Consider the following 21,192-nt stretch of genomic DNA (forward strand, 5'->3'; position numbering starts at 1 on the left):
ATTTTTGATATAGGAATAATAAATGAAAGCTCCTTTTAACTGGCGACATATTGAGATATTTCATGCTGTAATGACGACACAAAATCTCACTGAAGCGGCTGAATTACTGAAAACTTCGCAACCTACTGTAAGTCGAGAGTTATCACGTCTTGAACATCTATTATCATTTAAGTTATTTGATAGGATAAAAGGCCGACTTCAGCCCACGGCAGAAGGATTACGCTTTTTTGAAGAAGTACAACGCTCTTATTATGGTTTAGATAGGATCATTAATGTTGCTGAAAGTATTCGTCATTTTCGACAAGCTGAACTAAATATCACTTGTTTACCTGCATTTGCTCAATCATTGCTACCTTCCATTTGTCGTCAATTTATTGCTCAACATCCTGATGTCAATTTAACTATCGTTCCTCAAGAATCACCATTATTAGAAGAGTGGCTATCTGCTCAACATTATGATTTGGGCTTAACAGAACACACGCAAACACCAGCAGGAACTCAACAAGAAACACTGTTAACACTCAATGAAGTTGCCGTTTTACCTAAGTCACATCCATTGTGTCAAAAAGCATTGTTACACCCGTCTGATTTTCAGAACGAGCGCTTTATCAGCTTATCTGTTAATGATCCTTATCGACAGCTCATTGATGCCGTTTTTATTCAAGAAGGAATAACGCGACAATTAATCATGGAAACACAAAGTGCTGCATCTATTTGCGCCATGGTCAGTGAAAATATCGGTATTTCAATTGTTAATCCTATTACTGCTCTTGATTACCTCAATAAAACACTTTGTATTCGCCCTTTAAGCTTTACAATCCCCTTTACTATAAGTTTAATTTGCCCATCTCATCGCCCATCATCACAACTGGTTTCCTATTTTATTGATGTAATGAAAAGTACATTAGCGGATTACCCTGAACGCTTAAAGCTCGCTTTTACCCGATAAACCAAGCCAATGCGGAGAGGATGAAAACCATTCAACAAGAAAATCGAGCAATACACGTACTGCTGCTGGCATATTTTGCCGACTCGCTAAAACAGCATAAATCCCCATAGGTTGAGCTTGATAGTCAGCTAAAACGTGTTCTAACTCTCCATTTTCAAGATAAGGTTTTACTGAATAAGAAGGCTGTAATGATATCCCAGCTCCTTTTAACGTGGCTTGCAATAAAACAACGGATTCATTGGCACTCAAATTACCACCAACGGGCACAGAATAACGTTTATCCTCTAAATTGAACTCCCATAAACTACGCCCAAAAAAACGATAAGTTAAACACTGATGTTGAGCGAGATCATCCGGTGTTTTCGGTATTCCTTTTTTTACTAAATAATCTTTGTGAGCACATACTACAGAAAGGCATGTTGCCAGCGGTCGTGCAATTAAATTAGGCTCAAGATGATTAGTAATACGCAAAGCAATATCAATGCGCTCTTCCACCAAATTCACCGTTTGATTAGTAATTTGTAAATCGACGGCAATTAAAGGGTAACGTTGCATAAACTCACAGATTGCAACAGATAAAATGCTATTTGCTAACGATTGTGAACTGGTTATACGAACAAGCCCACTAATTTGATGGCGCTCCTTAGGAATATTGGCGGGGATACGTTCTGCCATTTCTAATAATTGTAAGCTCTGTTCATAAACCATCTCACCAACAGATGTTAAGCTCTGTTTACGTGTCGTTCTATGTAATAAACGAACACCCGCCCATTCCTCCATTTCATTTAAATAACGAGTTACCATGGCTCTAGACATACCTAGATAATCAGCAGCTTTTATCATGCTACCTTGCTTTACAATGGTCACAAAAACTTCTGATGCTTTTATTTTATCCATTTTATTTGCTCGATTTACGCAACAATTAATTGCCTGAAATGAGGTTTTTCTCTTGTTTTATGCAACATATTATAGTCAGCAACAACATTATGGAGAAAACAAAAGATGAAAAAATTACTTCCTTTAACACTTGCAACAACCGCCTTCTTCGCAACGTCAGCACTAGCCACTGAATTAACATTAGATATCTATAATCCTGGAGAGGCGAGTGTTTTCCCTGTTTCTTCTGAAATTATTTATGGTGATAAAGATGCTGTTTTAATTGATGCACAATTTCAAAAAAATGATGCACAAGCCTTAGTTGATAAGATCAAAGCTTCTGGAAAAAACCTGACTTATATCTATATCAGCCATTCAGATCCTGATTTTTATTTTGGATTAGATGTTATTACTGATGCGTTTCCAAATGCTAAAGTGATTGCAACTGCACCCACAATCAATGCTATCAACGAAACCCAAGCAGGAAAACTTGCCTACTGGGGGCCAGTACTTAAAGAAAATGCCCCTAAAAAAATCATCATTCCTGAAGTGGTAACAGGCGATAGTTTTTCTATTGAAGGAGAGACTATTTCTATCAAAGGATTAGATAGTCAATCTCCAGATAGAACATATCTTTATGTTCCAAAACTGAATGCAGTGATGGGGGGAGTTTTAGTTTCTGAAAATATTCATGTCTGGTTAGCAGATACTCAAACTGTTGCAGAGCGCCAACATTGGGTTAAAGCATTGCAACAAATAAAATCACTCTCACCAAAAACCGTTATTCCAGGTCACTATTTACCTGAAGCAACATATAGTCTACAAGCAGTTGACTTTACGATGAATTACCTAATTGAGGCTGAGAAAAATCTTGAAAAGACAAAAAATTCAGATGAATTTATTGCAGTGATGGAAAAAACTCATCAGAATTTAGCAGATAAATCAAGCCTAGAGCTCAGTGCAAAAGTACTTAAAGGAGAGATGCAATGGCCTCAGTAACAAGCAGTACAGGTAATACTCAAAGTACTAAAATATTGCACTATGTTTATGATCCTCTTTGTGGTTGGTGTTATGGCATTGCTCCCTTAATTGAAGTAGTGAGCAATATATTTCCTGATGCTATCAGGTTACATGGTGGTGGTTTGTTTACACCAGCAAGAGCCGTAACTGGTGGTCAATCATGGAAAGAACACGTCACACCAATTGATGAACGTATTAGCCAGTTATCAGGTCAAGTTTTTAGTCATGCATACCGTGACGCTCTTGGTAACACAGAAATGGTACTAAACTCTTTGTTACCTATTTCAGCTATTCTTGTCGCTCAAATAATGGGAAAACGTGACGTTTATTTATTAAAAGCATTACAAGAAGCCTATTACCTTGACGGCCTAAATATCAGTGATAAAAACACACTGTTATTTATTGTAAAAAAGCTAGGCTTTGATGTTGAACAGTTTGCATTTTTACTGTCTGAAATTAATGAAGCACAAACTCAACAACATTTAAGTCAAACACAGCAATTAATGAGTCAAGTTAATGGTCGTGGTTTTCCGACGCTATTTATTGAAGATGCACAAGGTTATCACCTAATACCAGTTGAAAAATATTTAGGTGATACAAAACGTTGGCAACAATTTATAACAGAAAATCTATAATCGATTTTACAGTGTGCTGATTTACTTATGTATTTCTGCACACTACCTTCTTTATTATTCAAGACATTACCCATTTTAAATATTGTAAATATAAAATTATCAATAAACTAAAAATAGAAACTAAGCACCATTAGTGTCGAAAAAGATAAACAAGAGCCAAATGCGACTTTGTTTAAATATTCTTTTGTGGTTATTAATACTATGCAATACACACAAAGCCCTAACAAAGAAGCACCTAAAAGAATATAAGGTAATTTTTCAAACCCACACCATGCGCCGATTGCACCAAACAATTTCACATCACCAAAACCCAATACACATTTTTGATAAATAAAATATCCCCATAAATAAACACCATAAAAAAGCCCTGTTCCCATTAAAAAACCATAAAAAGCATGATGAAAAAGAGCCAGTCCATATGTAGTGTAATTTATTGACAATCCTAAAAATAACAACCAAAAAGTTAAATCATTAGGCAGCAAGAAATAGTCAGCATCAAAAACAGAAAGCGTTAATAAATAAAAAGTTAACATTGAAAATATTATCAATAAATATAATGAATTAATTGCAGTCACCCAATAAAGAAAAATAACAAAATAACTAAAAATAAGCTGATAACGCCGAGATTTAGGTAACAAAGATAATAATGAATAAAATGTACAAATTTTAATTGCCATGAAAAAACAACTAAGAAAAGAGAGCAAGAAATCACGTTTAAAGAGAAAACCAATAAAACTCATAAATATCAATCCTTTGTTTTTCAAAACTCCTATTAGCTAACTGTATAAGAGAATAAATCGAACACCGAGAATTTCTTTTATGAACACCCTAAAAACATGAAATTTTGAGACAAAACTCGCAAGAAAATTCACGCTATAATAACGACAAAAGCAAAGTGATAACTTGCATGCCATAATGTCATGCGTATGATGCATATCACATATTTTATTTATCACGGTTAACCATCTTTTACGTAAGGGTTTCACGTTATGCGTATTCCTCGCATTTATCATCCAGAACCACTCACAACAGGCACACAAACAACATTAGATGACGAAGCATCTAATCATGTTGGGCGTGTATTAAGAATGTCTACAGGACAAAAACTGGCATTGTTTGATGGTTCAAACCAAGTGTTTGATGCTGAAATCATTGAAAGCACAAAAAAATCAGTCACAGTGCAAGTAAATGAAGGCATTGTTGATGATAAAGAATCCCCTCTCGCTCTCCATTTAGGGCAAGTATTGTCTAGAGGTGAGAAAATGGAGTTTACTATTCAAAAATCAGTAGAGTTAGGTGTAAATACAATTACACCACTGATCTCAGAACGCTGCGGTGTTAAACTAGATCCAAGCCGTTTAGAGAAAAAACATCAACAATGGCAAAAAATTATTATCTCGGCATGTGAACAGTGTGGTAGAAATACGCTTCCACAATTGATGCCAGTGATGTCATTAGAAGAATGGTGTGCTCAAAATGATGATAGTTTAAAACTCAATTTACACCCTAGAGCAAACCAAAGTATTAATACCTTACCCTTACCTGTTAAAAAAGTGCGCTTATTGATTGGCCCTGAAGGTGGGCTTTCCCCCGAAGAAATTGCCATGACAACAGAGCACCATTTTACTGATATTTTATTAGGTCCTCGTGTATTAAGAACTGAAACAACAGCGCTCACCGCAATCACCGCTTTGCAGGTTCGGTTCGGCGATCTGGGATAAAGGAGAAGTAATGATTAAATTAGGTATTGTGATGGATCCAATTTCATCCATCAAAATCAAAAAAGACACCAGCTTTGCCATGCTATTAGAAGCACAGCGCCGTGGTTGGGAAATTCATTATATGGAAATGAACGATCTTTACCTACACCAAGGTGAAGCACGCGCTCATACTCGTTTACTCAGCGTAGAAGAAAACCCAGAAAAATGGTTTGAATTTGGTCAAGAGCAGGATATTGCTTTAGGTGAACTTGATACTATTTTAATGCGTAAAGATCCGCCTTTTGATACCGAGTTCATCTACGCAACCTATATTTTAGAACGCGCAGAAGATATGGGAACACTCATTGTTAATAAGCCACAAAGCTTGCGTGACTGTAACGAAAAACTCTTTACAGCATGGTTCCCAACTTTAACACCAGATACCTTAGTTACCCGTGAAGCTAAACATTTACGTGCCTTTCATGAAAAACATGGCGATGTGATCTTCAAACCATTAGACGGTATGGGTGGCGCATCTATTTTCCGCTTGAAAAAAGACGATCCTAACGTAGGTGTTATTATCGAAACACTCACAGACCATGGTCATCGTTTCTGTATGGCGCAAAACTTCTTACCTGAAATTGTTGATGGTGATAAGCGCATTCTTGTTGTAGACGGCGAACCTGTACCTTATTGCTTAGCACGTATTCCTGCAAAAGGGGAAACTCGTGGCAATTTAGCGGCTGGTGGTCGCGGTGAAGCTCGTCCATTAACAGAAAGTGATTGGGCAATTGCACGTCAAGTCGCACCTATCCTCAAGCAAAAAGGCCTTATTTTTGTAGGCTTAGATGTTATTGGCGATCGCTTGACTGAAATTAACGTCACAAGCCCAACTTGTGCGCGTGAAATTGAAGCAGCGTATCCTGATGTGTCTGTAACAGGCATGCTAATGGATGCAATTGAAGTACGCCTAAACAAGAAAAACTAACTTTTAATCACTCTCGCTAAAGGGTTTAAAAGTCTGAACCTAGCCCCTACATATAAATAAGTGGTGTACATTAAGAAATACAATGTATAAAAGGGCTAGGTTTTTTACTAAAAATGATCAGGGAACAGTATTACTATTATGAATTTACTTAACCATTTTCTTATTGCTATGCCTTCATTGAGCGATCCGTTATTTGAGCGTTCGGTCGTCTATGTTTGCGAACATAATGAAAACGGTGCGATGGGCTTAATTATTAATAAACCTATCGAAGATATCTCAGTGGAAGGCGTATTAGATCAACTGGAAATTTTTTCAACAGACAGAGATGAAGCGATTAGCTTACAAAAACCTGTGATGTCAGGAGGCCCTGTTGCAGAAGAACATGGTTTTATCTTACATACTCCGGTGTCGGGTTTTAGCTCTAGCATAAAAATCAGTGATAGCACCATGATCACAACATCTAAAGATGTATTAGAAACCTTAGGCACAGCAAGACAACCAGAAAAAACATTGGTCTCTTTAGGTTATTCCAGTTGGGAACAAGGCCAATTAGAAAAAGAGATTTTAGAAAATAGTTGGCTTACAGTTGAAGCATCGCCTCAAATTATTTTTGATACCCCCATTGCTGAACGTTGGCATAAAGCTGCTGAATTAATTGGGATTAATATCCATACTATTTCGCCTATAGCGGGTCACGCATAATGTCAAACAGAACTGTAATGGGCTTTGATTTTGGCACTAAAAGTATTGGTGCAGCTATTGGTCAAGAAGTCACAGGAACTGCTAGACCTTTAGCTTCATTTAAAGCCAAAGACGGCATTCCTGATTGGTCTCAGATCGAAAAAATCATAAAAGAATGGCAACCTGATTTAGTCATTGTGGGTTTACCTCTTAATATGGATGGCACGGAACAATTAGTCACAACACAAGCTAAAAAGTTTGCTAATCGCCTCCATGGTCGATTTGGTGTACAAATTGCCTTGCATGATGAACGCCTTAGTACCGTTGAGGCTCGAGCTCACCTTTTTGAGCGTGGTGGTTATCGTTCATTAGATAAAGGCAGTGTGGATGCAACATCTGCCGTTATTATTCTTGAAAGCTGGTTTGAACAGCAATGCTAACAAATACCTGTCATGTAAAACGACTATTCTTATTAATCTCGCTCTTAATCAATTAATCTCGTTGAATTAATCCTTCATGTTGACGTTGTTGGCGACTTAACATGAAGGTTTGCATGCCATATTCAATACCCGTTTGCATCAATGTTGTTACTTGGTGATATTTCCCTTCTCTAATAAGATGCGAAATGCCCTGCGTAACCTGCATTATTTCAAATAATGCCACCCGCCCACCGTCAGTTGAAGGTACCAACTCTTGTGAAATTATCGCCCTCAAACTGCATGCTAATTGTGATGAAATCCATTGACGCTCATTACCTACAAATACGTTAGTAACACGTTCAAGTGTTTGTGTTGCGCCTTGAGTATGCAAAGTAGCTAGAACTAAATGCCCTGTTTCGGCTGCGGTTAATGCTAACTTAATGCTTTGTGCATCTCTTAACTCCCCTAGCATAATAACGTCTGGATCTTGACGTAAAGCACCCTTTATTGCACTTGCACTATTTTGCACATCGCGTCCAACCTCTCGTTGCTGAACAACACTTTGTTTATTGCTATGTATAAATTCGATTGGATCTTCTAATGTCAAAATATGCTGACGTTGATATTGATTTAAATGATTGATCATCGCTGCTAATGTCGATGACTTGCCACTGCCTGTAGCTCCAGTAACTAAAATAAGCCCATGAGAATAGTTATCTAATAATGTTGAAACTGACTTGGGTACTCGAAGTTTATCTAAAGAAGGGATTTGTGTTTCAATTATTCTTAATACTGCTGAAACACCTTTTTGTTGGCGAAACAAATTAATACGAAGCCGTTGCCCACAAGGCAACGTAAGTGCTGTATCAATCTGCCCTTCATTCTCAAAAGTTTGCTTTTGGGCATCATTCAAAAAAGGCCTGAACCACGCAAGTAGACTATCGGAAGTGATAGGTTTACATTGATTTTGTTGATAAAGTATTCCATTGATCCGTAATCGTGGTACATCGCCACAACAAAGATGCAGATCAGAGGCGTTATGCTTTACACTATACGCAATTAAATTTTCCATTTTCATCTTATTATCTCCTGAGTTGCCATGAATACTATTAAACAGAATCTCGTCAATGTCAGGTCTCACATTGACACAGCAGCGCAGAAATGCGGCCGTTCTTCAGAAGAAATAACACTACTTGCAGTAAGTAAAACAAAACCTGCGAGCGATATCGAAAAAGCAATCGCGTGTGGACAAACTGAATTTGGTGAAAACTATGTCCAAGAAGGTGTTGATAAAATCCATTATTTTGCTGATAACCACGCTTTAATTTGGCACTTTATCGGTCCTCTACAGTCAAATAAAACGCGCCTTGTTGCTGAAAATTTTGATTGGTGCCATACCATTGATAGATTAAAAATCGCTCAAAGATTAAGTGACCAACGTCCTGACTCATTGCCACCATTAAATGTCCTTATTCAAATCAATATTAGCGATGAAAACAGTAAGTCAGGTATTAATCTGACTGAACTTGATGGGCTAGCAGCACAAATTTCTATTCTTTCAGGCATTAAATTACGCGGATTAATGGCGATCCCTGCACCTGAAAGCAATTATGACAAACAAGTTGAAGTGTTAGAGAAAATGCATCTCGCATTTAAACAATTACAATCTCAATATCCCAACATAGATACATTATCTATGGGAATGACGAGTGATATGGAAGCGGCTATTGCTTGTGGCTCAACACTCGTTCGTATTGGTACAGCAATTTTTGGCGCAAGAGATTACGCGACTAAGTAAAAATAGAGGTTTATATGGAACATCGTAACATCGCATTTATTGGCGCTGGAAATATGGCTCAAGCTATCATTGCAGGATTGATTCAAGGTGGATATCCAGCAAATAAAATAACCGTCAGCTCACCTTCCGCCATTCGCAGAGAACCTTTAGAGAAAGAGTTTGGTATTCATAGCACTAATGACAATATTAACGCAGTGAAAAAAGCGGATGTCATTATACTGGCTGTAAAACCTCAAATGATGGAAGAAGTTTGTAAGCCCTTACAAAATATTGATATGAGTAAAAAGTTAGTCCTCACTATCGCAGCAGGCATTCCTGCTACACGATATAACGACTATTTCGCAACTCAATTACAACTCGTTCGTATTATGCCAAATACTCCTGCACTGGTAGGTAAAGGCTTAAGTGGTATGTTTGCGCACAATTCACTTTCATCTCAAGATAAACAGTTTGCCGATGAATTAATGAAAAGTGTCGGAACAACCGTTTGGGTAGAGCAAGAATCTGCCATCAATGATATTATCGCCGTTGCTGGTAGTGCACCTGCTTATTTCTTCTTGTTTATGGAATCAATGCAACAAGAAGCTGAACGTTTAGGTTTTTCACCTGATGTAGCAAGAGCCATAGTGCAACAAGCAGCAAGTGGTTCTACAGCCTTAGCTGAAAAACAACATATGCTACCTTTCTCAACTTTACGCGAGCAGGTAACATCAAAAGGTGGAACGACAGCGGCTGCACTTATGCAGTTTTATGAAGGTAAATTACCTGAAAACGTCGCTTCTGCCATGCAAGCTGCGATTAAACGCGCGCAAGAAATGGAAAAACTATTTTAATTTCATCAGGGCCAACTAATGAATTTTTTAAATTTCGTCATTCTGACTCTTCTTCAACTCTACACATCCGTACTTCTACTACGTGTCTGGATGCAATGTGTCAGAGCTGATTTTTATAATCCTTTTTCACAATTTATCGTCAAGATCACACAGCCAATTGTTCGCCCATTAAGAAGTGTTATCCCTTCTATTGGCCCTATTGATACCGCTTCAGTCTTATTAGCCTATATATTAATTCTGCTTGGTATTATTATTCCATCTTACTTATCAGGAACATCTATTCCTTTCTCTTTAATGTTCCCATTTGCCTTTATTGAACTGCTCACAGCAGCAGGTAAGATGATTTTCTGGTTGATCATTATCCGCGCAATCCTTAGTTGGGTAAGCCAAGGTCGCAATCCAATTGATCATCTTTTATTTCAATTAACAGAACCTTTAATGGCTCCTATTCGTCGTGTCATTCCGGCAATGGGTGGTTTAGATTTCTCTGCAATGATTGTTATTCTTGTGCTTTACGCCCTGAATTATCTGCGTGTAGATGTTTTACAATGGCTACTTAGCGTAACGCTTTACTAAGGATAACACTCATGCAAAAAGTAGTTCTCGCAACAGGAAATCCGGGAAAGGTCAAAGAGCTAGCCTCTTTGCTTTCTGATTTTGGTTTAGATATTGTTGCTCAAACAGAGCTTTGTGTTGATTCTGTTGAAGAAACGGGCCTAACTTTTGTTGAAAATGCACTGATTAAAGCGCGTCATGCAGCAAAAGTGACTGGTTTACCTGCAATTGCCGATGACTCAGGTATTTCGGTTGATGCATTAGGCGGTGCTCCGGGAATTTACTCAGCGCGCTATGCGGGTGTGGATGCAAGCGATCAGCAAAATCTGGATAAATTGCTTGATGCAATAAAAGAAATACCTGCTGAAAAACGCCAAGCACAATTTAATTGTGTATTAGTTTATATGCGCCATGAGAACGATCCAACTCCGCTGATTTTCCACGGTATTTGGCACGGTGTATTAAGTAAAGAAATGCACGGTGAAGGTGGATTTGGCTACGATCCTATTTTCTTTGTTCCAGAGTTAAATTGCACTGCAGCGCAATTAACTAAAGAGCAAAAAAATCAGCATTCGCATCGTGGTAAAGCACTTAAATTAATGTTGGATGCCCTTAAGAATGCTTAAGTTGCCCCCATTAAGTCTATACATTCATATTCCTTGGTGCGTACAAAAATGCCCTTATTGTGATTTCAATTCACACACACTAAAAGGTGAAGTACCGCATCAAGAATATGTGCAACATTTACTCAATGATTTAGATGCTGATCTTATTCATGTTGGTTCTCGTGAAGTTCAAACGATATTTATTGGTGGTGGAACACCGAGTTTATTAAGTGCTGAATCAATGGCTGATTTGCTTTATGGCGTTAAAGAACGCCTAGCTGTTAGCCCGAATGCAGAAATTACCATGGAAGCGAATCCGGGAACCGTAGAAGCTGAGCGCTTTGCCGGATTCCAACGTGCTGGCGTAAATCGTATTTCTATTGGTGTGCAAAGTTTTGGTAATGATAAACTTATTCGCTTAGGGCGCATTCATGATGCAGATGAAGCTAAAAATGCAGCTCGTTTAGCCAAAGAATTAGGCTTACGTAGCTTTAATTTAGATTTAATGCATGGATTACCAGACCAATCATTATCTCAAGCGCTTTCGGATTTACAGCAAGCAATAGAATTATCCCCACCACATTTGTCTTGGTATCAATTAACCATTGAACCCAACACACAATTTGGTTCCCGTCCGCCTAAATTACCTGACGACGATATGTTGTGGGATATTTTCTCAGAAGGCGATAAATTATTGACAGCCGCAGGCTATCAACAATATGAAACATCAGCATATTGCAAACCAGGCTTTCAATGCGAGCACAACTTAAACTATTGGCGTTTTGGCGATTATTTAGGTATTGGTTGTGGTGCTCATGGGAAAATAAGCTTTGAAGATGGTCGCATCATGCGAACAGTAAAAACCAAGCACCCTAAAGGTTTTATGGAAGGCCGTTATCTCGACCAGCAACATTTTGTTGATAATGATGATCGTCCATTTGAATTTTTTATGAACCGTTTTCGTCTATTAGAAGCATTTCCAAGACAAGATTTCAGCGATTATACGGGGCTTTCTGAAGAAGTTATTCGCCATCAAATAGACGAAGCTTTGGCTTTAGGTTATATAAGTGAAACAGACACTCACTGGCAAATTACACCTCATGGCAAACTGTTCCTCAACTCATTGCTTGAACTATTTCTTTAATATTGCTGATTTCACAAATAGCTAGCTTAAAAAAATGCCCATACTGTTATTCTCAGTTGGGCATTTCTCTTTAATAACAAACCTTAAAGATTAATCAATTAAAGCGCATTCTCTACTGCTTCAATTTGTTTAGTTAAGCTATCTAAACCACCACCAGAGAGATACCAAAGATCAGCCTGCAGATAAACAATACCGCCATTTTTATAGGCTGAAGTTGTTTTTATAGCGTCATCTTCAAATGCAGTTTGTTCTAATTTGCCCGCGCCAATCGCTTCGCTACGATCCACAATAAAAATAACATCTGGATTAGCTTTTGCGATCATTTCTGATGTAACTACGCGACGTTTACCTTTATCTTCCTCTGCAACAGGTGGTAATTCGGCCCTTTTTGCTTTAACAACATCATAAACAACACTTTGATTATTAGGCATTAAATTGCCGGCGTTATGCATCAACACTAATACTTTTTTATCAGATCCAGTGGCTTTTTTCTGAGCTTGCTCAATAACGGCATTTAATTTAGCAATTTGTTCTTGAGTCGCTTGCTGTTTATCAAATAGCTCACCTAATAATTTGATATTAGACTCAACTGAGTTGAGATAATTAGTGCTATTAGTACCTAAATTAACAGTAGGTGCAATTTTCGCTAAGGCTTCATAAGATGCGCCTTGGCGCCCCGTAATAATGATTAAATCAGGTTTAATTTCAGCTAGTTTTTCTAAATCAGGCGCTTTCATGCCACCGACATTAGCAACGTTACTTGCAATACTACCTTTAATATAAGCAGGAGCATTACCTAACGGTAACCCAACCACTTTATCGGCTAAACCTAACTGAACTAAAGAATCATAGAGACCAAAATCAAAAAGAACCACTTTTGATGGATCCTTAGAGACGGTTGTTTCACCCAACAGATGTTTAATCACCATCTTGTCATTCTGCTGACTAATAACTTTGTTAGGTTGATATTCAGTTGGCGTTTTGCTTAACGCAGAGAAACTCGTTACAGAAAGGATAGATGCGATAACTAAAGGAAGGATCTTCTTCATTAACTTTGCCCTGTTTAAGTGGAATACTCAAACAGGGCATTGTAAACAGCTCATCTCACAAGTCAATTGAATAGGAATGATTTTCATTATTATTTTCAATTGTTGTGAGCTCACAATTTATAAAGCTTATTAACTACAAGGGATATAATGCTATTATTTATTAATGTTTGATGAATTATTTTTTAACGAATTAATAAGTTCGATATGTTGATTTTCCATTTGAGTTATTTTGCTACAAGCTTGCTGACCAAATTGAGTAAATGCAGCTTCTTGCTGTTTCCACTCCTGATCTATGATTTTTTGGAAACCATCTAAGCTTCCTAATAATCCACCTAAGGTTTTTTTACTGTCGCCACCAGCAGCCGCTAATAACTGTTTTTTCCCTAATTCATTAATACTGTCTTGCAGCATACCACCAAGGCTACTCTCTACGATTTCACGGCCTTTGGCTTCAACTTCTTTAATCGCTTGAGCATGAAAAGTGATGTTATTTGGTTCTATGCTAACCACTCTATCCATTTGTTGATTAAGATCTTTCTCTAATCTACTTAATCTATTGAGGATATTGCTTTCTTTACCAAAAGCTTCAATGACCACTTTATCGAGCACTTTGCGAGAATCTTGCAGTTTTATCCCTGTTTCAGTTCTTAGCCAAGGTACGTCTCGCCTAACTGTGGCTTGATACTTTCTTGCTAACTCTTGTTGTTGTGGCGTCAATGTGGCGCTTTTTTCATTTTGGAGTAATGTGCCATTGGGATAAATGACCATTAAACCCTGTGAACCAGCAACTTCAACAAATTCAGAGGTTATGCGTAAATCATCTTTTGGCATTACAGCACAATCAAAACTGGGGGATGCATTGACAGAGCCTGCAACAAAAAACAGTGCTACAGCAACATTTCTTAAATTCATAACAACTCTCCTGAAAACATGGCTAAAAAATCGAGCGCCCTACTTTGTTTGCTAATAATTCAAGTGCTGCACAACCTGCTAATGAGTTACCTGATTTATCCAGCTCTGGTGACCAAACTGCAATGGTAAAAGCATCAGGAACAACAGCAATAATGCCACCTCCAACACCTGATTTTCCTGGGATCCCAATACGAAATGCAAATTCACCGGCACCATCATACATACCACAAGTTAACATTAACGCATTTATTTGCCGGGTTTGTCTTGGCGTAATAATCTGATTTTTATTCCCAACACTTACGCCCTGATTAGCTAAATAACTAAAACATCGAACTAATTCAGTACAACTCATTTCTATTGAACAATAGTGAAAATAAGTCTCCAGCACCGTGATAACATCATTCTCAAAATTATCAAAAGATTTCATCAGATAAGCAATTGATGCATTTCGACTAAGATGTTCCATCTCTGATTTTGCAACCACTGAGTTATAACAAATATCAGGAGCATCAGTTAAAAAGCGAATAACTTCTAACATTCTTTGCTTTGGTGCACTTAATCGAGACTGCAACATATCAGTGATAACAATAGCGCCCGCATTAATAAAAGGATTCCGAGGTATCCCTTTTTCCATCTCTAATTGTATTAAGGAATTAAAAGGCAGACCTGAAGGCTCTTTTCCTACTCGTTGCCAAATTTCATCTTCTTCATAACGAGTTAAAGCAAGTGTCAAACTAAGCACTTTAGAAATGGATTGAATAGAAAAGCGCTTGTCTGCCATACCGGATTGATAGAGTTCACCATCCACCGTATAAACAGCCATAGCAAGCTGTTCTGGCAATACTTGGGCTAACGCGGGGATATAATCCGCGACTTTTCCTTGCCCGATTAATGGGCGAATTTGTTGCAAAATATCTGACAGTAATGCGTTAGATAACGTTGTAGTCACAGTCCCTTTCCCAGACAGACAAGGGCATCCTTTTGGATGCCCTTGTAATTATTTGCTAAATGTATAACTTTCTATCAGTCCCACCAAACGTCAAATAGTTCAGAGGTCTGTACATCTTGCATTTTATTCTCTTTTAGGAAGTTTTCGACTAATTGGCGATGCTCTTCTGTACATTTACCAATTTGTTGTAAGCAGATTAAGCCTTCCCAGCTCAGGTAACCACTTGCATCAAATGCCAGCCCATTTGGCTCAATAACTTTGAGGATCAGTTCATCAACAAAGCGATCCACTTCCTCAATTGGGGTATTTTCTGGGAAAGTCCATTTAACTGAAAAACCTAATTCCTGAAATTCATCGATACGCATTTTTTTGCGTAAACGGCGACTACGTTGTTTAGCCATTATTTTACCCTCTTAAACATAAGATCCCATACACCATGCCCTAAACGATGACCACGTTTCTCAAACTTAGTCACTGGGCGTGTTTCTGGTCGTGGTACATAATCCTGAGTATCTGACAAATTCTGATAGCCTTCAACACTTGTCATCACTTCAAGCATATGTTCTGCATATGGTTCCCAATCTGTCGCCATATGAAAAACACCGTCTAACGTTAATTTTTTTAAAATTAATTCTGCAAAAGGCACTTGAACAATACGGCGCTTATTATGGCGCGCTTTGTGCCATGGATCAGGAAAGAATAACTGAACCATTTTTAAACTATTATCTGGGATCATGTGATTGAGTACTTCAATCGCATCATGGCACATGACTCGCAAATTAGTTAATTGTTCTTCTTCAGCACTTGCAAGACAGGCACCCACACCAGGTGCATGCACTTCAATACCGAAATAATTATTTTCTGGCGTATCTTTTGCCATAGTCACGAGCGATGCGCCCATGCCGAAGCCTATTTCCAAAATAACAGGTGCTTCGCGTCCAAAAACCTGACTGAAGTCGATGGGTTCCGATTGATATTCAATGCCAAAAATAGGCCACTGTATTTCTAATGCTTGCTCTTGACGAGGAGTTAAACGGCCTTGTCTACGAACAAAACTACGAACGCGCCGTAAAGCACGCCCTTCTTCATTGAATTCCGGAGAAATTACATTCTTGATCATGTCTAATACTGTCAGTCGTTAGGCCAATTATTTACTTAAAATCGTTATAATGTCGCTATGGTATAAACTTAACCGACATTATCCAAAGATCCCTAAGTTTAGCAAGAGTCACTTATAGAAGCATCACTCTATAAGATAAATATTAAGAGTGTTTACAGTTTATTCTCACTGTGGTGCAATCTTACCTTAATCAGAACATGAGTTAATAAAATAAAACATGATGGAAGCACTGCAATTTTCGCAAGTCGTACTCAATTGGTATCATAAATATGGGCGTAAAACGCTCCCTTGGCAGCAAGAAAAAACGCCTTATCACGTTTGGTTATCTGAGGTAATGTTGCAACAAACCCAAGTTGCAACGGTTATTCCTTATTTTGAGCGTTTTATTTCACGTTTTCCTGATGTCGCAGCGTTAGCTAAAGCACCATTAGATGAAGTACTTCATTTATGGACGGGCCTTGGTTATTACGCAAGAGCCAGAAACTTGCATAAAGCAGCACAACACATTGTAGATAAACATCAAGGGTACTTTCCTGATACCTTTGAGGACGTTTGTGCTTTACCGGGTGTTGGACGTTCAACCGCTGGTGCTATTTTATCCTTATCACTGAAAAAACCTTACCCAATCCTTGATGGTAATGTGAAACGTGTTTTAGCTCGTTGTTATGCCGTTGAAGGCTGGCCAGGTAAAAAAGAAGTTGAAAATAAGTTGTGGGAGATCAGCGAAAACGTCACCCCAACTGTAGGTGTCGAGTATTTTAATCAGGCAATGATGGATTTAGGTGCAATGGTTTGTACTAGAAGCAAACCTAAATGTGAACTATGTCCACTAAATACAGGTTGTATCGCTTATGCTCAAAACAATTGGGCGGATTATCCTGGGAAAAAACCGAAAAAAGTTATCCCAGAAAAAACAACTTATTTTCTTATTTTACAATATGATAATCTTGTTTGGTTGGATAAAAGACCACCAGCAGGAATATGGGGGGGGTTATTTGCCTTTCCTCAGTTTGAGACAAAAGCGCTTTTAGAACTGTGGCTAACTGAGCATGGACTTGAGAATAATGAATCAGAACAACTGATTTCATTTCGACATACTTTTAGTCACTTTCATTTAGATATTGTGCCAATTTGCGTAAAACTCTCAGCGTTTACCTCTATGATGGAGGAGCAAAAAGGACTTTGGTATAACTTACAGACACCTGCAACCGTTGGGTTAGCGGCGCCTGTAGAGAATTTACTTAGACAATTAGCCTAAGCTAATCCCTGCGATATTGAGGACGTATTATGAGCAGAACTATTTTTTGTACTTTCCTAAACAAAGAAGCTGATGGACTTGATTTTCAGTTGTACCCAGGAGAAATTGGAAAGCGCATTTTCAATGAGATCTCAAAAGAAGCATGGACTCAGTGGATGACAAAACAGACGATGTTGATCAATGAGAAAAAACTCAACACCATGAACCCAGAAGATCGCAAACTATTAGAACAAGAAATGGTACGGTTTTTATTTGAAGGTCATGATGTTCATATTGACGGCTACACCCCACCTGAAAAATAATATTCACTTTTCCAGAGCCTTTAAGGCTCTGGTATTTTATTCACCATAGCGATGCAATTGACCATGAAAAAAATCCTTCTCTTGCTAATTATCGCCCCACTACTCATTTCATGTAGTAGCCAACCCCCTAAAACATTTGAACCCGATTACGCAAAGGACACCAATGCGTTCGATATTCTTATGGGGCAATTTGCCAATAATATCGAAATGATTTGGGGGATGAAGGAAGTTTTAATAGCCGGTCCTAAAGACTACGTAAAATATACTGACGCTTATAAAACCCGTAGCCATATTAACTTTGAAGCGGGTACCATCACGATAGAAACATTAGGTGGTGACGCTCCTCAATTCCAATTACATAAGGCGATTGTCACTACATTATTAATGGGTGAAGATCCAGGCTCTATCGACCTCTATTCTGATGTCAATAACATCCCTCACAGTACAGAACCTTTTTTATCCGGGCAGGTTCTTGATAATACAGGGCAGCCTATACGCTGGGAATGGCGAGCCAATAAGTTTGCTGATTATCTGATTGCCAATAAATTACAAAAACGCCAATCTGGTATAAATACAATTTGGTATGTCACCATTAATTTAGTCCCTAATCACCTTGATAAACGTGCACATAAATATTTACCATTAGTCCAACAAGCAGCAGCTAAATATGGTGTTGAGCCATCGCTTATCCTAGCTATTATGCAAATTGAATCAAGTTTTAACCCTTATGCTGTCAGTAGTTCAGACGCATTAGGTTTAATGCAAATTATGCCAGCAACGGCAGGAAGAGATGTATTCCGCATGCAAGGTAAATCAGGACAACCAAGCCGTAGTTACTTGTTTGATCCTGCTAATAATATCGATGCAGGTGCTGCTTATATTTCAATACTACAAAACAGCTACCTTGGTGATATTAAAGATCCTATTTCGCGCCGTTATGCCGTTATACAGGCTTACAATGGGGGGGCTGGCAGCGTCTTACGCATATTCCATAGTGATAAGAAACAAGCAGCGGCCATGATTAACAACTTAGAGCCTACGCAAGTGTATACCACGTTACGTAATAAGCACCCTGCCGACCAATCTCGTCGTTATCTTGAAAAAGTCAGTACAGCTCAACGCAACTATCGTTAATTATTATTAAGTCAAAAGAAACAAAGCTTACTCAATCAATTTGGGTAAGCTTTGTTTCTTATTACGATCCAATAAACCGTCTTATTGTATTTTTTGTTACCATAATTCTAGCTACGACAAACTATGCTTAACTTCGTTTTTGCTCTTTTTTCGCGATAAATAGTGTTTTATTAACCAATAAGTTTAAAAAAACAGCAATCAAACAGTTTTGTGATAAATAACGTTGACGAGCAAAGCGATATCGGGTTTAATACGCCCCGTTGCCCGAATAGCTCAGTCGGTAGAGCAGGGGATTGAAAATCCCCGTGTCCTTGGTTCGATTCCGAGTTCGGGCACCATATTTCATTTGTTCGTCAGTTAGTTAACTAACTGAGAGGGCAATCAAGAGTTGAAAATATAATTTGACACTGTCACTTTATGTTGGAACTCTTAAATTAAACAGTCTTGTTCATACCAAGGCTGTTTTTTTTATTTGTAACTTTTACTTTCTTTCCTAATCACTGTCAAATCTTGATACTCCTCCTGTTATTTTCATCACATCAATTCCGCTTCAAGTATATCTCGCAAATTATCAACACTTTCATCAATGTATTCTAATGTCGATGTAATGCTGGCATGTCCTAATAGCCTTTTCACAACATAAAGATTACGTTCTGGTGATTGCATCATATGCGTTGCGACGGTATGTCGAAAACGGTGAGGTGATACAATGAAATTACATTCCGCTGATAAGCGTTTGAAAAATGAACGTAATGGGTATTCTCCCATGATCTTGGGATGTTTTTTTCTTTTCATTAAATCAAACCACCCAACATTGAATACTTGATCTGTCAGTTCTACACCTACCTTTTGTGCTTCTTTCACTAAATTTTCTAGTGATGGGTATAATGCAGAAACAATCGGTACCCGATGTTCACGGTGATTTTTGGCGCCCTCCTCACATAGATGGATCCACTTCTCTTCAAGATTAATATCCCCCAACCTAATATGCAGAAGTTGCCCTTGGCGAATGGCTGTATAACGAAATACGTTCATTGCCGTCATCCAAAACCACGCTGGATATAATGCATTTTTTCGCCCATCACACACGTAGCCATAACCTTGCTTTTCTTCAAGTTCTAGATAGTGTGTCATTCGACGGTACATATCATCCATTTGTGATTTAGTCAGAACCTTTTTCTTTTTGGCTCCCGCACGAACTACCGTACCATTAAAAGGATTCTTTTTATGGGGTAATAATTCTTGTTCTATTCCAAAATTAAACAATGCTCTCATATGAGTCACTTTATTGTTCCATGTTCTACTTGAGCGCTTATTGTCACCTAAAACAAGATGTCGCCATTGTAGAACTGTTAATTGATCAATCTGAGCAGGATTTAACGAGGTAAATTCTTCAAATGTACGAAGAACCTTACGATAACTTCTCATTGTCGTAGGACGTAATAATTTATAATAAAAATACTGCTCAATAAGAAACTCAAAAGTGATGTCATCCATAACATGCTCATTTACAACAATCAGTAAAACACGACAATGGGTGCTGTTATCGCTGATACAAAACGAACAAACCATCAAATAACAACCATAAGACTTTAAATGATGACTTTTTTGTTGCTCCTGTTTAAAAGTCATACCATTACCTTATCAAGAGGTTCCACTCCATTAAGAGTACGTAACCATCTAGGTGCTCGCATTTCAGCAACAAAGTAATTAATTAAATCATTCAATAACCAAATAAGACTTTTTCCTTTCTCATTTGAGAAACCTAACTCTGCAAGAAATTGAGTCAGCGTAATGCAATGCTGGCAAAGCTCAGTACATTCAAAATCAAAACGAGGAAGGCTTGGTGGTATTTTATTGGCAATAAAACACTGCACCAAATGAGGAGGAATAGGCTCATCTAATGTAGATTGCAAGAGTGTTAAACAGACATTAAGACGGCAACATAATGCCATTTGAATGGAGAGTTCTTCGCTATTAATTAATGCATCTACAAATTTGTCACAATAATCAACGAGTGTTGTGAAATCTGTTGTGGAATCAAGCTGAATAGTAAGTAATGGATGAGTTGGGTTAGGGGTCGTTGCCATATTTAGGCATCCTCAGTGAGTGGTATTAATTTCCACCACTGGAGAGGCTAATCTCATAGGTGGTGGAACTGAACAAGGTTAGCCTTACCGACCTCACTGACGTCGGCGCATCTTTCGACGCCCTCATCCAGCCCACCATTGAGATGTAGCAGAATGCAAACACAAAATGTGAGTA

The 21,192-nt window shown here is 38.1% G+C and carries 25 protein-coding genes and 1 tRNA gene; 16 read left to right on the forward strand and 10 right to left on the reverse strand.

Annotated features, from left to right (window positions below):
- The first annotated feature begins 22 nt into the window (after positions 1-22).
- The gene (locus tag GWI68_RS16645) at positions 23-949 is read left to right on the forward strand and encodes a LysR family transcriptional regulator (RefSeq protein ID WP_166540993.1); all 927 of its coding nucleotides are present in this window, start codon (positions 23-25) and stop codon (positions 947-949) included.
- On the opposite strand, the gene GWI68_RS16650 is transcribed toward GWI68_RS16645, so the two are convergent.
- A complete protein-coding gene (locus GWI68_RS16650) occupies positions 926-1,846 on the reverse strand; it encodes a LysR family transcriptional regulator (protein WP_166540994.1) in 921 nt (306 codons plus the stop codon). The two genes, GWI68_RS16645 and GWI68_RS16650, sit on opposite strands and share 24 nt — an antisense overlap.
- 105 nt (positions 1,847-1,951) lie before the next feature.
- Between GWI68_RS16650 and GWI68_RS16655 the strand changes: the two genes are divergently transcribed.
- Together GWI68_RS16655 and GWI68_RS16660 are read left to right on the forward strand one after the other, a co-directional pair.
- Positions 1,952-2,824 (forward strand): MBL fold metallo-hydrolase, encoded by an 873-nt coding sequence (locus tag GWI68_RS16655; protein ID WP_109409441.1) that lies wholly within the window; start codon positions 1,952-1,954, stop codon positions 2,822-2,824.
- Entirely contained in the window at positions 2,812-3,480 is a 669-nt protein-coding gene (locus GWI68_RS16660; protein WP_166540995.1) for a DsbA family protein, read from the forward strand. The genes GWI68_RS16655 and GWI68_RS16660 overlap by 13 nt, the downstream gene beginning before the upstream one ends.
- 107 nt (positions 3,481-3,587) lie before the next feature.
- Here GWI68_RS16660 and GWI68_RS16665 read toward each other — a convergent pair whose 3' ends face one another.
- The gene (locus GWI68_RS16665; RefSeq protein ID WP_166540996.1) at positions 3,588-4,013 is read right to left on the reverse strand and encodes an A24 family peptidase; all 426 of its coding nucleotides are present in this window, start codon (positions 4,011-4,013) and stop codon (positions 3,588-3,590) included.
- Between the two features lie 456 nt (positions 4,014-4,469).
- Between GWI68_RS16665 and rsmE the strand changes: the two genes are divergently transcribed.
- The 4 genes from rsmE to ruvX all read left to right on the forward strand — a co-directional run bounded on the left by rsmE (position 4,470) and on the right by ruvX (position 7,289).
- The gene (rsmE, locus tag GWI68_RS16670) at positions 4,470-5,201 is read left to right on the forward strand and encodes a 16S rRNA (uracil(1498)-N(3))-methyltransferase (RefSeq protein WP_166540997.1); all 732 of its coding nucleotides are present in this window, start codon (positions 4,470-4,472) and stop codon (positions 5,199-5,201) included.
- A gap of 10 nt (positions 5,202-5,211) precedes the next feature.
- Positions 5,212-6,168 (forward strand): glutathione synthase, encoded by a 957-nt coding sequence (gene gshB, locus GWI68_RS16675; RefSeq protein ID WP_072071100.1) that lies wholly within the window; start codon positions 5,212-5,214, stop codon positions 6,166-6,168.
- Positions 6,169-6,306: 138 nt separating this feature from the next.
- The gene (locus GWI68_RS16680) at positions 6,307-6,870 is read left to right on the forward strand and encodes a YqgE/AlgH family protein (RefSeq protein ID WP_023581015.1); all 564 of its coding nucleotides are present in this window, start codon (positions 6,307-6,309) and stop codon (positions 6,868-6,870) included.
- A complete protein-coding gene (ruvX, locus tag GWI68_RS16685; RefSeq protein WP_109409436.1) occupies positions 6,870-7,289 on the forward strand; it encodes a Holliday junction resolvase RuvX in 420 nt (139 codons plus the stop codon). The genes GWI68_RS16680 and ruvX overlap by 1 nt, the downstream gene beginning before the upstream one ends.
- Positions 7,290-7,341: 52 nt before the next feature.
- Here the strand turns inward: ruvX and GWI68_RS16690 are convergent, their stop codons facing one another.
- Complete coding sequence (locus GWI68_RS16690; protein WP_166540998.1) at positions 7,342-8,346, reverse strand: PilT/PilU family type 4a pilus ATPase; 1,005 nt, start codon at positions 8,344-8,346, stop codon at positions 7,342-7,344.
- Positions 8,347-8,367: 21 nt separating this feature from the next.
- Between GWI68_RS16690 and GWI68_RS16695 the strand changes: the two genes are divergently transcribed.
- Genes GWI68_RS16695 through hemW form a run of 5 tightly spaced genes read left to right on the forward strand, consistent with a single transcriptional unit; the run spans position 8,368 to position 12,203 of the window.
- A complete protein-coding gene (locus GWI68_RS16695) occupies positions 8,368-9,066 on the forward strand; it encodes a YggS family pyridoxal phosphate-dependent enzyme (RefSeq protein WP_166540999.1) in 699 nt (232 codons plus the stop codon).
- Positions 9,067-9,080: 14 nt separating this feature from the next.
- Positions 9,081-9,899 carry a pyrroline-5-carboxylate reductase gene (gene proC / locus GWI68_RS16700; RefSeq protein ID WP_166541000.1) on the forward strand — a complete coding sequence of 273 codons (819 nt, stop codon included), beginning with the start codon at positions 9,081-9,083 and terminating at the stop codon, positions 9,897-9,899.
- Between the two features lie 18 nt (positions 9,900-9,917).
- A complete protein-coding gene (locus tag GWI68_RS16705; RefSeq protein WP_023581020.1) occupies positions 9,918-10,475 on the forward strand; it encodes a YggT family protein in 558 nt (185 codons plus the stop codon).
- Positions 10,476-10,486: 11 nt separating this feature from the next.
- Complete coding sequence (gene rdgB / locus GWI68_RS16710) at positions 10,487-11,080, forward strand: RdgB/HAM1 family non-canonical purine NTP pyrophosphatase (RefSeq protein WP_166541001.1); 594 nt, start codon at positions 10,487-10,489, stop codon at positions 11,078-11,080.
- Positions 11,073-12,203, forward strand: a complete 1,131-nt coding sequence (gene hemW, locus GWI68_RS16715) for a radical SAM family heme chaperone HemW (protein WP_109409431.1) — start codon at positions 11,073-11,075, stop codon at positions 12,201-12,203. Before rdgB ends, hemW begins: the two co-directional genes overlap by 8 nt.
- Positions 12,204-12,301: 98 nt before the next feature.
- Here the strand turns inward: hemW and GWI68_RS16720 are convergent, their stop codons facing one another.
- From GWI68_RS16720 to trmB, 5 genes are all read right to left on the reverse strand, one after another.
- Positions 12,302-13,252, reverse strand: coding sequence for a siderophore ABC transporter substrate-binding protein (locus GWI68_RS16720; protein ID WP_166541002.1), 951 nt, complete (start codon positions 13,250-13,252; stop codon positions 12,302-12,304).
- 153 nt (positions 13,253-13,405) lie between these two features.
- Positions 13,406-14,164 (reverse strand): DUF2884 family protein, encoded by a 759-nt coding sequence (locus GWI68_RS16725; protein WP_166541003.1) that lies wholly within the window; start codon positions 14,162-14,164, stop codon positions 13,406-13,408.
- A 22-nt stretch (positions 14,165-14,186) separates the two neighbouring features.
- The gene (gene glsB / locus GWI68_RS16730; RefSeq protein ID WP_166541004.1) at positions 14,187-15,113 is read right to left on the reverse strand and encodes a glutaminase B; all 927 of its coding nucleotides are present in this window, start codon (positions 15,111-15,113) and stop codon (positions 14,187-14,189) included.
- A gap of 74 nt (positions 15,114-15,187) precedes the next feature.
- Positions 15,188-15,514 (reverse strand): YggL family protein, encoded by a 327-nt coding sequence (locus GWI68_RS16735; RefSeq protein WP_006534836.1) that lies wholly within the window; start codon positions 15,512-15,514, stop codon positions 15,188-15,190.
- On the reverse strand, positions 15,514-16,233 hold the full coding sequence (gene trmB / locus GWI68_RS16740; RefSeq protein WP_166541005.1) for a tRNA (guanosine(46)-N7)-methyltransferase TrmB: 720 nt from the start codon (positions 16,231-16,233) through the stop codon (positions 15,514-15,516). The genes GWI68_RS16735 and trmB overlap by 1 nt, the downstream gene beginning before the upstream one ends.
- 217 nt (positions 16,234-16,450) lie before the next feature.
- Here trmB and mutY point away from each other — a divergent pair, with 217 nt between their 5' ends.
- The 4 genes from mutY (at position 16,451) to GWI68_RS16760 (ending at position 19,265) form a co-directional block, all read left to right on the forward strand.
- Positions 16,451-17,491, forward strand: coding sequence for an A/G-specific adenine glycosylase (gene mutY, locus GWI68_RS16745; protein WP_166541006.1), 1,041 nt, complete (start codon positions 16,451-16,453; stop codon positions 17,489-17,491).
- Between the two features lie 29 nt (positions 17,492-17,520).
- Positions 17,521-17,793 carry an oxidative damage protection protein gene (locus GWI68_RS16750; protein ID WP_072071114.1) on the forward strand — a complete coding sequence of 91 codons (273 nt, stop codon included), beginning with the start codon at positions 17,521-17,523 and terminating at the stop codon, positions 17,791-17,793.
- A gap of 63 nt (positions 17,794-17,856) precedes the next feature.
- Entirely contained in the window at positions 17,857-18,927 is a 1,071-nt protein-coding gene (mltC, locus tag GWI68_RS16755) for a membrane-bound lytic murein transglycosylase MltC (protein WP_166541007.1), read from the forward strand.
- A gap of 262 nt (positions 18,928-19,189) precedes the next feature.
- Positions 19,190-19,265 (forward strand) — tRNA-Phe (locus tag GWI68_RS16760).
- Between the two features lie 196 nt (positions 19,266-19,461).
- Here GWI68_RS16760 and GWI68_RS16765 read toward each other — a convergent pair.
- Positions 19,462-20,424: a tyrosine-type recombinase/integrase gene (locus GWI68_RS16765; RefSeq protein WP_166541020.1), complete on the reverse strand. Its 963-nt coding sequence runs from the start codon at positions 20,422-20,424 to the stop codon at positions 19,462-19,464.
- 131 nt (positions 20,425-20,555) lie between these two features.
- Positions 20,556-21,017: a hypothetical protein gene (locus tag GWI68_RS16770; RefSeq protein ID WP_166541008.1), complete on the reverse strand. Its 462-nt coding sequence runs from the start codon at positions 21,015-21,017 to the stop codon at positions 20,556-20,558.
- Positions 21,018-21,192 lie beyond the last annotated feature (175 nt).

Source organism: Proteus sp. G2669 (assembly GCF_009915245.1).
In the GTDB taxonomy this organism is placed as follows: Bacteria; Pseudomonadota; Gammaproteobacteria; order Enterobacterales; family Enterobacteriaceae; genus Proteus.

What these genes read in the sequence shown, in the direction of transcription:
- GWI68_RS16645 (WP_166540993.1), top strand. Translation starts at nt 23, where the DNA reads ATGAAAGCTCCTTTTAACTGGCGACATATTGAGATATTTCATGCTGTA.
- GWI68_RS16650 (WP_166540994.1), bottom strand. Translation starts at nt 1,846, where the DNA reads ATGGATAAAATAAAAGCATCAGAAGTTTTTGTGACCATTGTAAAGCAA.
- GWI68_RS16655 (WP_109409441.1), top strand. Translation starts at nt 1,952, where the DNA reads ATGAAAAAATTACTTCCTTTAACACTTGCAACAACCGCCTTCTTCGCA.
- GWI68_RS16660 (WP_166540995.1), top strand. Translation starts at nt 2,812, where the DNA reads ATGGCCTCAGTAACAAGCAGTACAGGTAATACTCAAAGTACTAAAATA.
- GWI68_RS16665 (WP_166540996.1), bottom strand. Translation starts at nt 4,013, where the DNA reads ATGTTAACTTTTTATTTATTAACGCTTTCTGTTTTTGATGCTGACTAT.
- rsmE (WP_166540997.1), top strand. Translation starts at nt 4,470, where the DNA reads ATGCGTATTCCTCGCATTTATCATCCAGAACCACTCACAACAGGCACA.
- gshB (WP_072071100.1), top strand. Translation starts at nt 5,212, where the DNA reads ATGATTAAATTAGGTATTGTGATGGATCCAATTTCATCCATCAAAATC.
- GWI68_RS16680 (WP_023581015.1), top strand. Translation starts at nt 6,307, where the DNA reads ATGAATTTACTTAACCATTTTCTTATTGCTATGCCTTCATTGAGCGAT.
- ruvX (WP_109409436.1), top strand. Translation starts at nt 6,870, where the DNA reads ATGTCAAACAGAACTGTAATGGGCTTTGATTTTGGCACTAAAAGTATT.
- GWI68_RS16690 (WP_166540998.1), bottom strand. Translation starts at nt 8,346, where the DNA reads ATGAAAATGGAAAATTTAATTGCGTATAGTGTAAAGCATAACGCCTCT.
- GWI68_RS16695 (WP_166540999.1), top strand. Translation starts at nt 8,368, where the DNA reads ATGAATACTATTAAACAGAATCTCGTCAATGTCAGGTCTCACATTGAC.
- proC (WP_166541000.1), top strand. Translation starts at nt 9,081, where the DNA reads ATGGAACATCGTAACATCGCATTTATTGGCGCTGGAAATATGGCTCAA.
- GWI68_RS16705 (WP_023581020.1), top strand. Translation starts at nt 9,918, where the DNA reads ATGAATTTTTTAAATTTCGTCATTCTGACTCTTCTTCAACTCTACACA.
- rdgB (WP_166541001.1), top strand. Translation starts at nt 10,487, where the DNA reads ATGCAAAAAGTAGTTCTCGCAACAGGAAATCCGGGAAAGGTCAAAGAG.
- hemW (WP_109409431.1), top strand. Translation starts at nt 11,073, where the DNA reads ATGCTTAAGTTGCCCCCATTAAGTCTATACATTCATATTCCTTGGTGC.
- GWI68_RS16720 (WP_166541002.1), bottom strand. Translation starts at nt 13,252, where the DNA reads ATGAAGAAGATCCTTCCTTTAGTTATCGCATCTATCCTTTCTGTAACG.
- GWI68_RS16725 (WP_166541003.1), bottom strand. Translation starts at nt 14,164, where the DNA reads ATGAATTTAAGAAATGTTGCTGTAGCACTGTTTTTTGTTGCAGGCTCT.
- GWI68_RS16735 (WP_006534836.1), bottom strand. Translation starts at nt 15,514, where the DNA reads ATGGCTAAACAACGTAGTCGCCGTTTACGCAAAAAAATGCGTATCGAT.
- trmB (WP_166541005.1), bottom strand. Translation starts at nt 16,233, where the DNA reads ATGATCAAGAATGTAATTTCTCCGGAATTCAATGAAGAAGGGCGTGCT.
- mutY (WP_166541006.1), top strand. Translation starts at nt 16,451, where the DNA reads ATGATGGAAGCACTGCAATTTTCGCAAGTCGTACTCAATTGGTATCAT.
- GWI68_RS16750 (WP_072071114.1), top strand. Translation starts at nt 17,521, where the DNA reads ATGAGCAGAACTATTTTTTGTACTTTCCTAAACAAAGAAGCTGATGGA.
- mltC (WP_166541007.1), top strand. Translation starts at nt 17,857, where the DNA reads ATGAAAAAAATCCTTCTCTTGCTAATTATCGCCCCACTACTCATTTCA.
- GWI68_RS16765 (WP_166541020.1), bottom strand. Translation starts at nt 20,424, where the DNA reads ATGGATGACATCACTTTTGAGTTTCTTATTGAGCAGTATTTTTATTAT.
- GWI68_RS16770 (WP_166541008.1), bottom strand. Translation starts at nt 21,017, where the DNA reads ATGGCAACGACCCCTAACCCAACTCATCCATTACTTACTATTCAGCTT.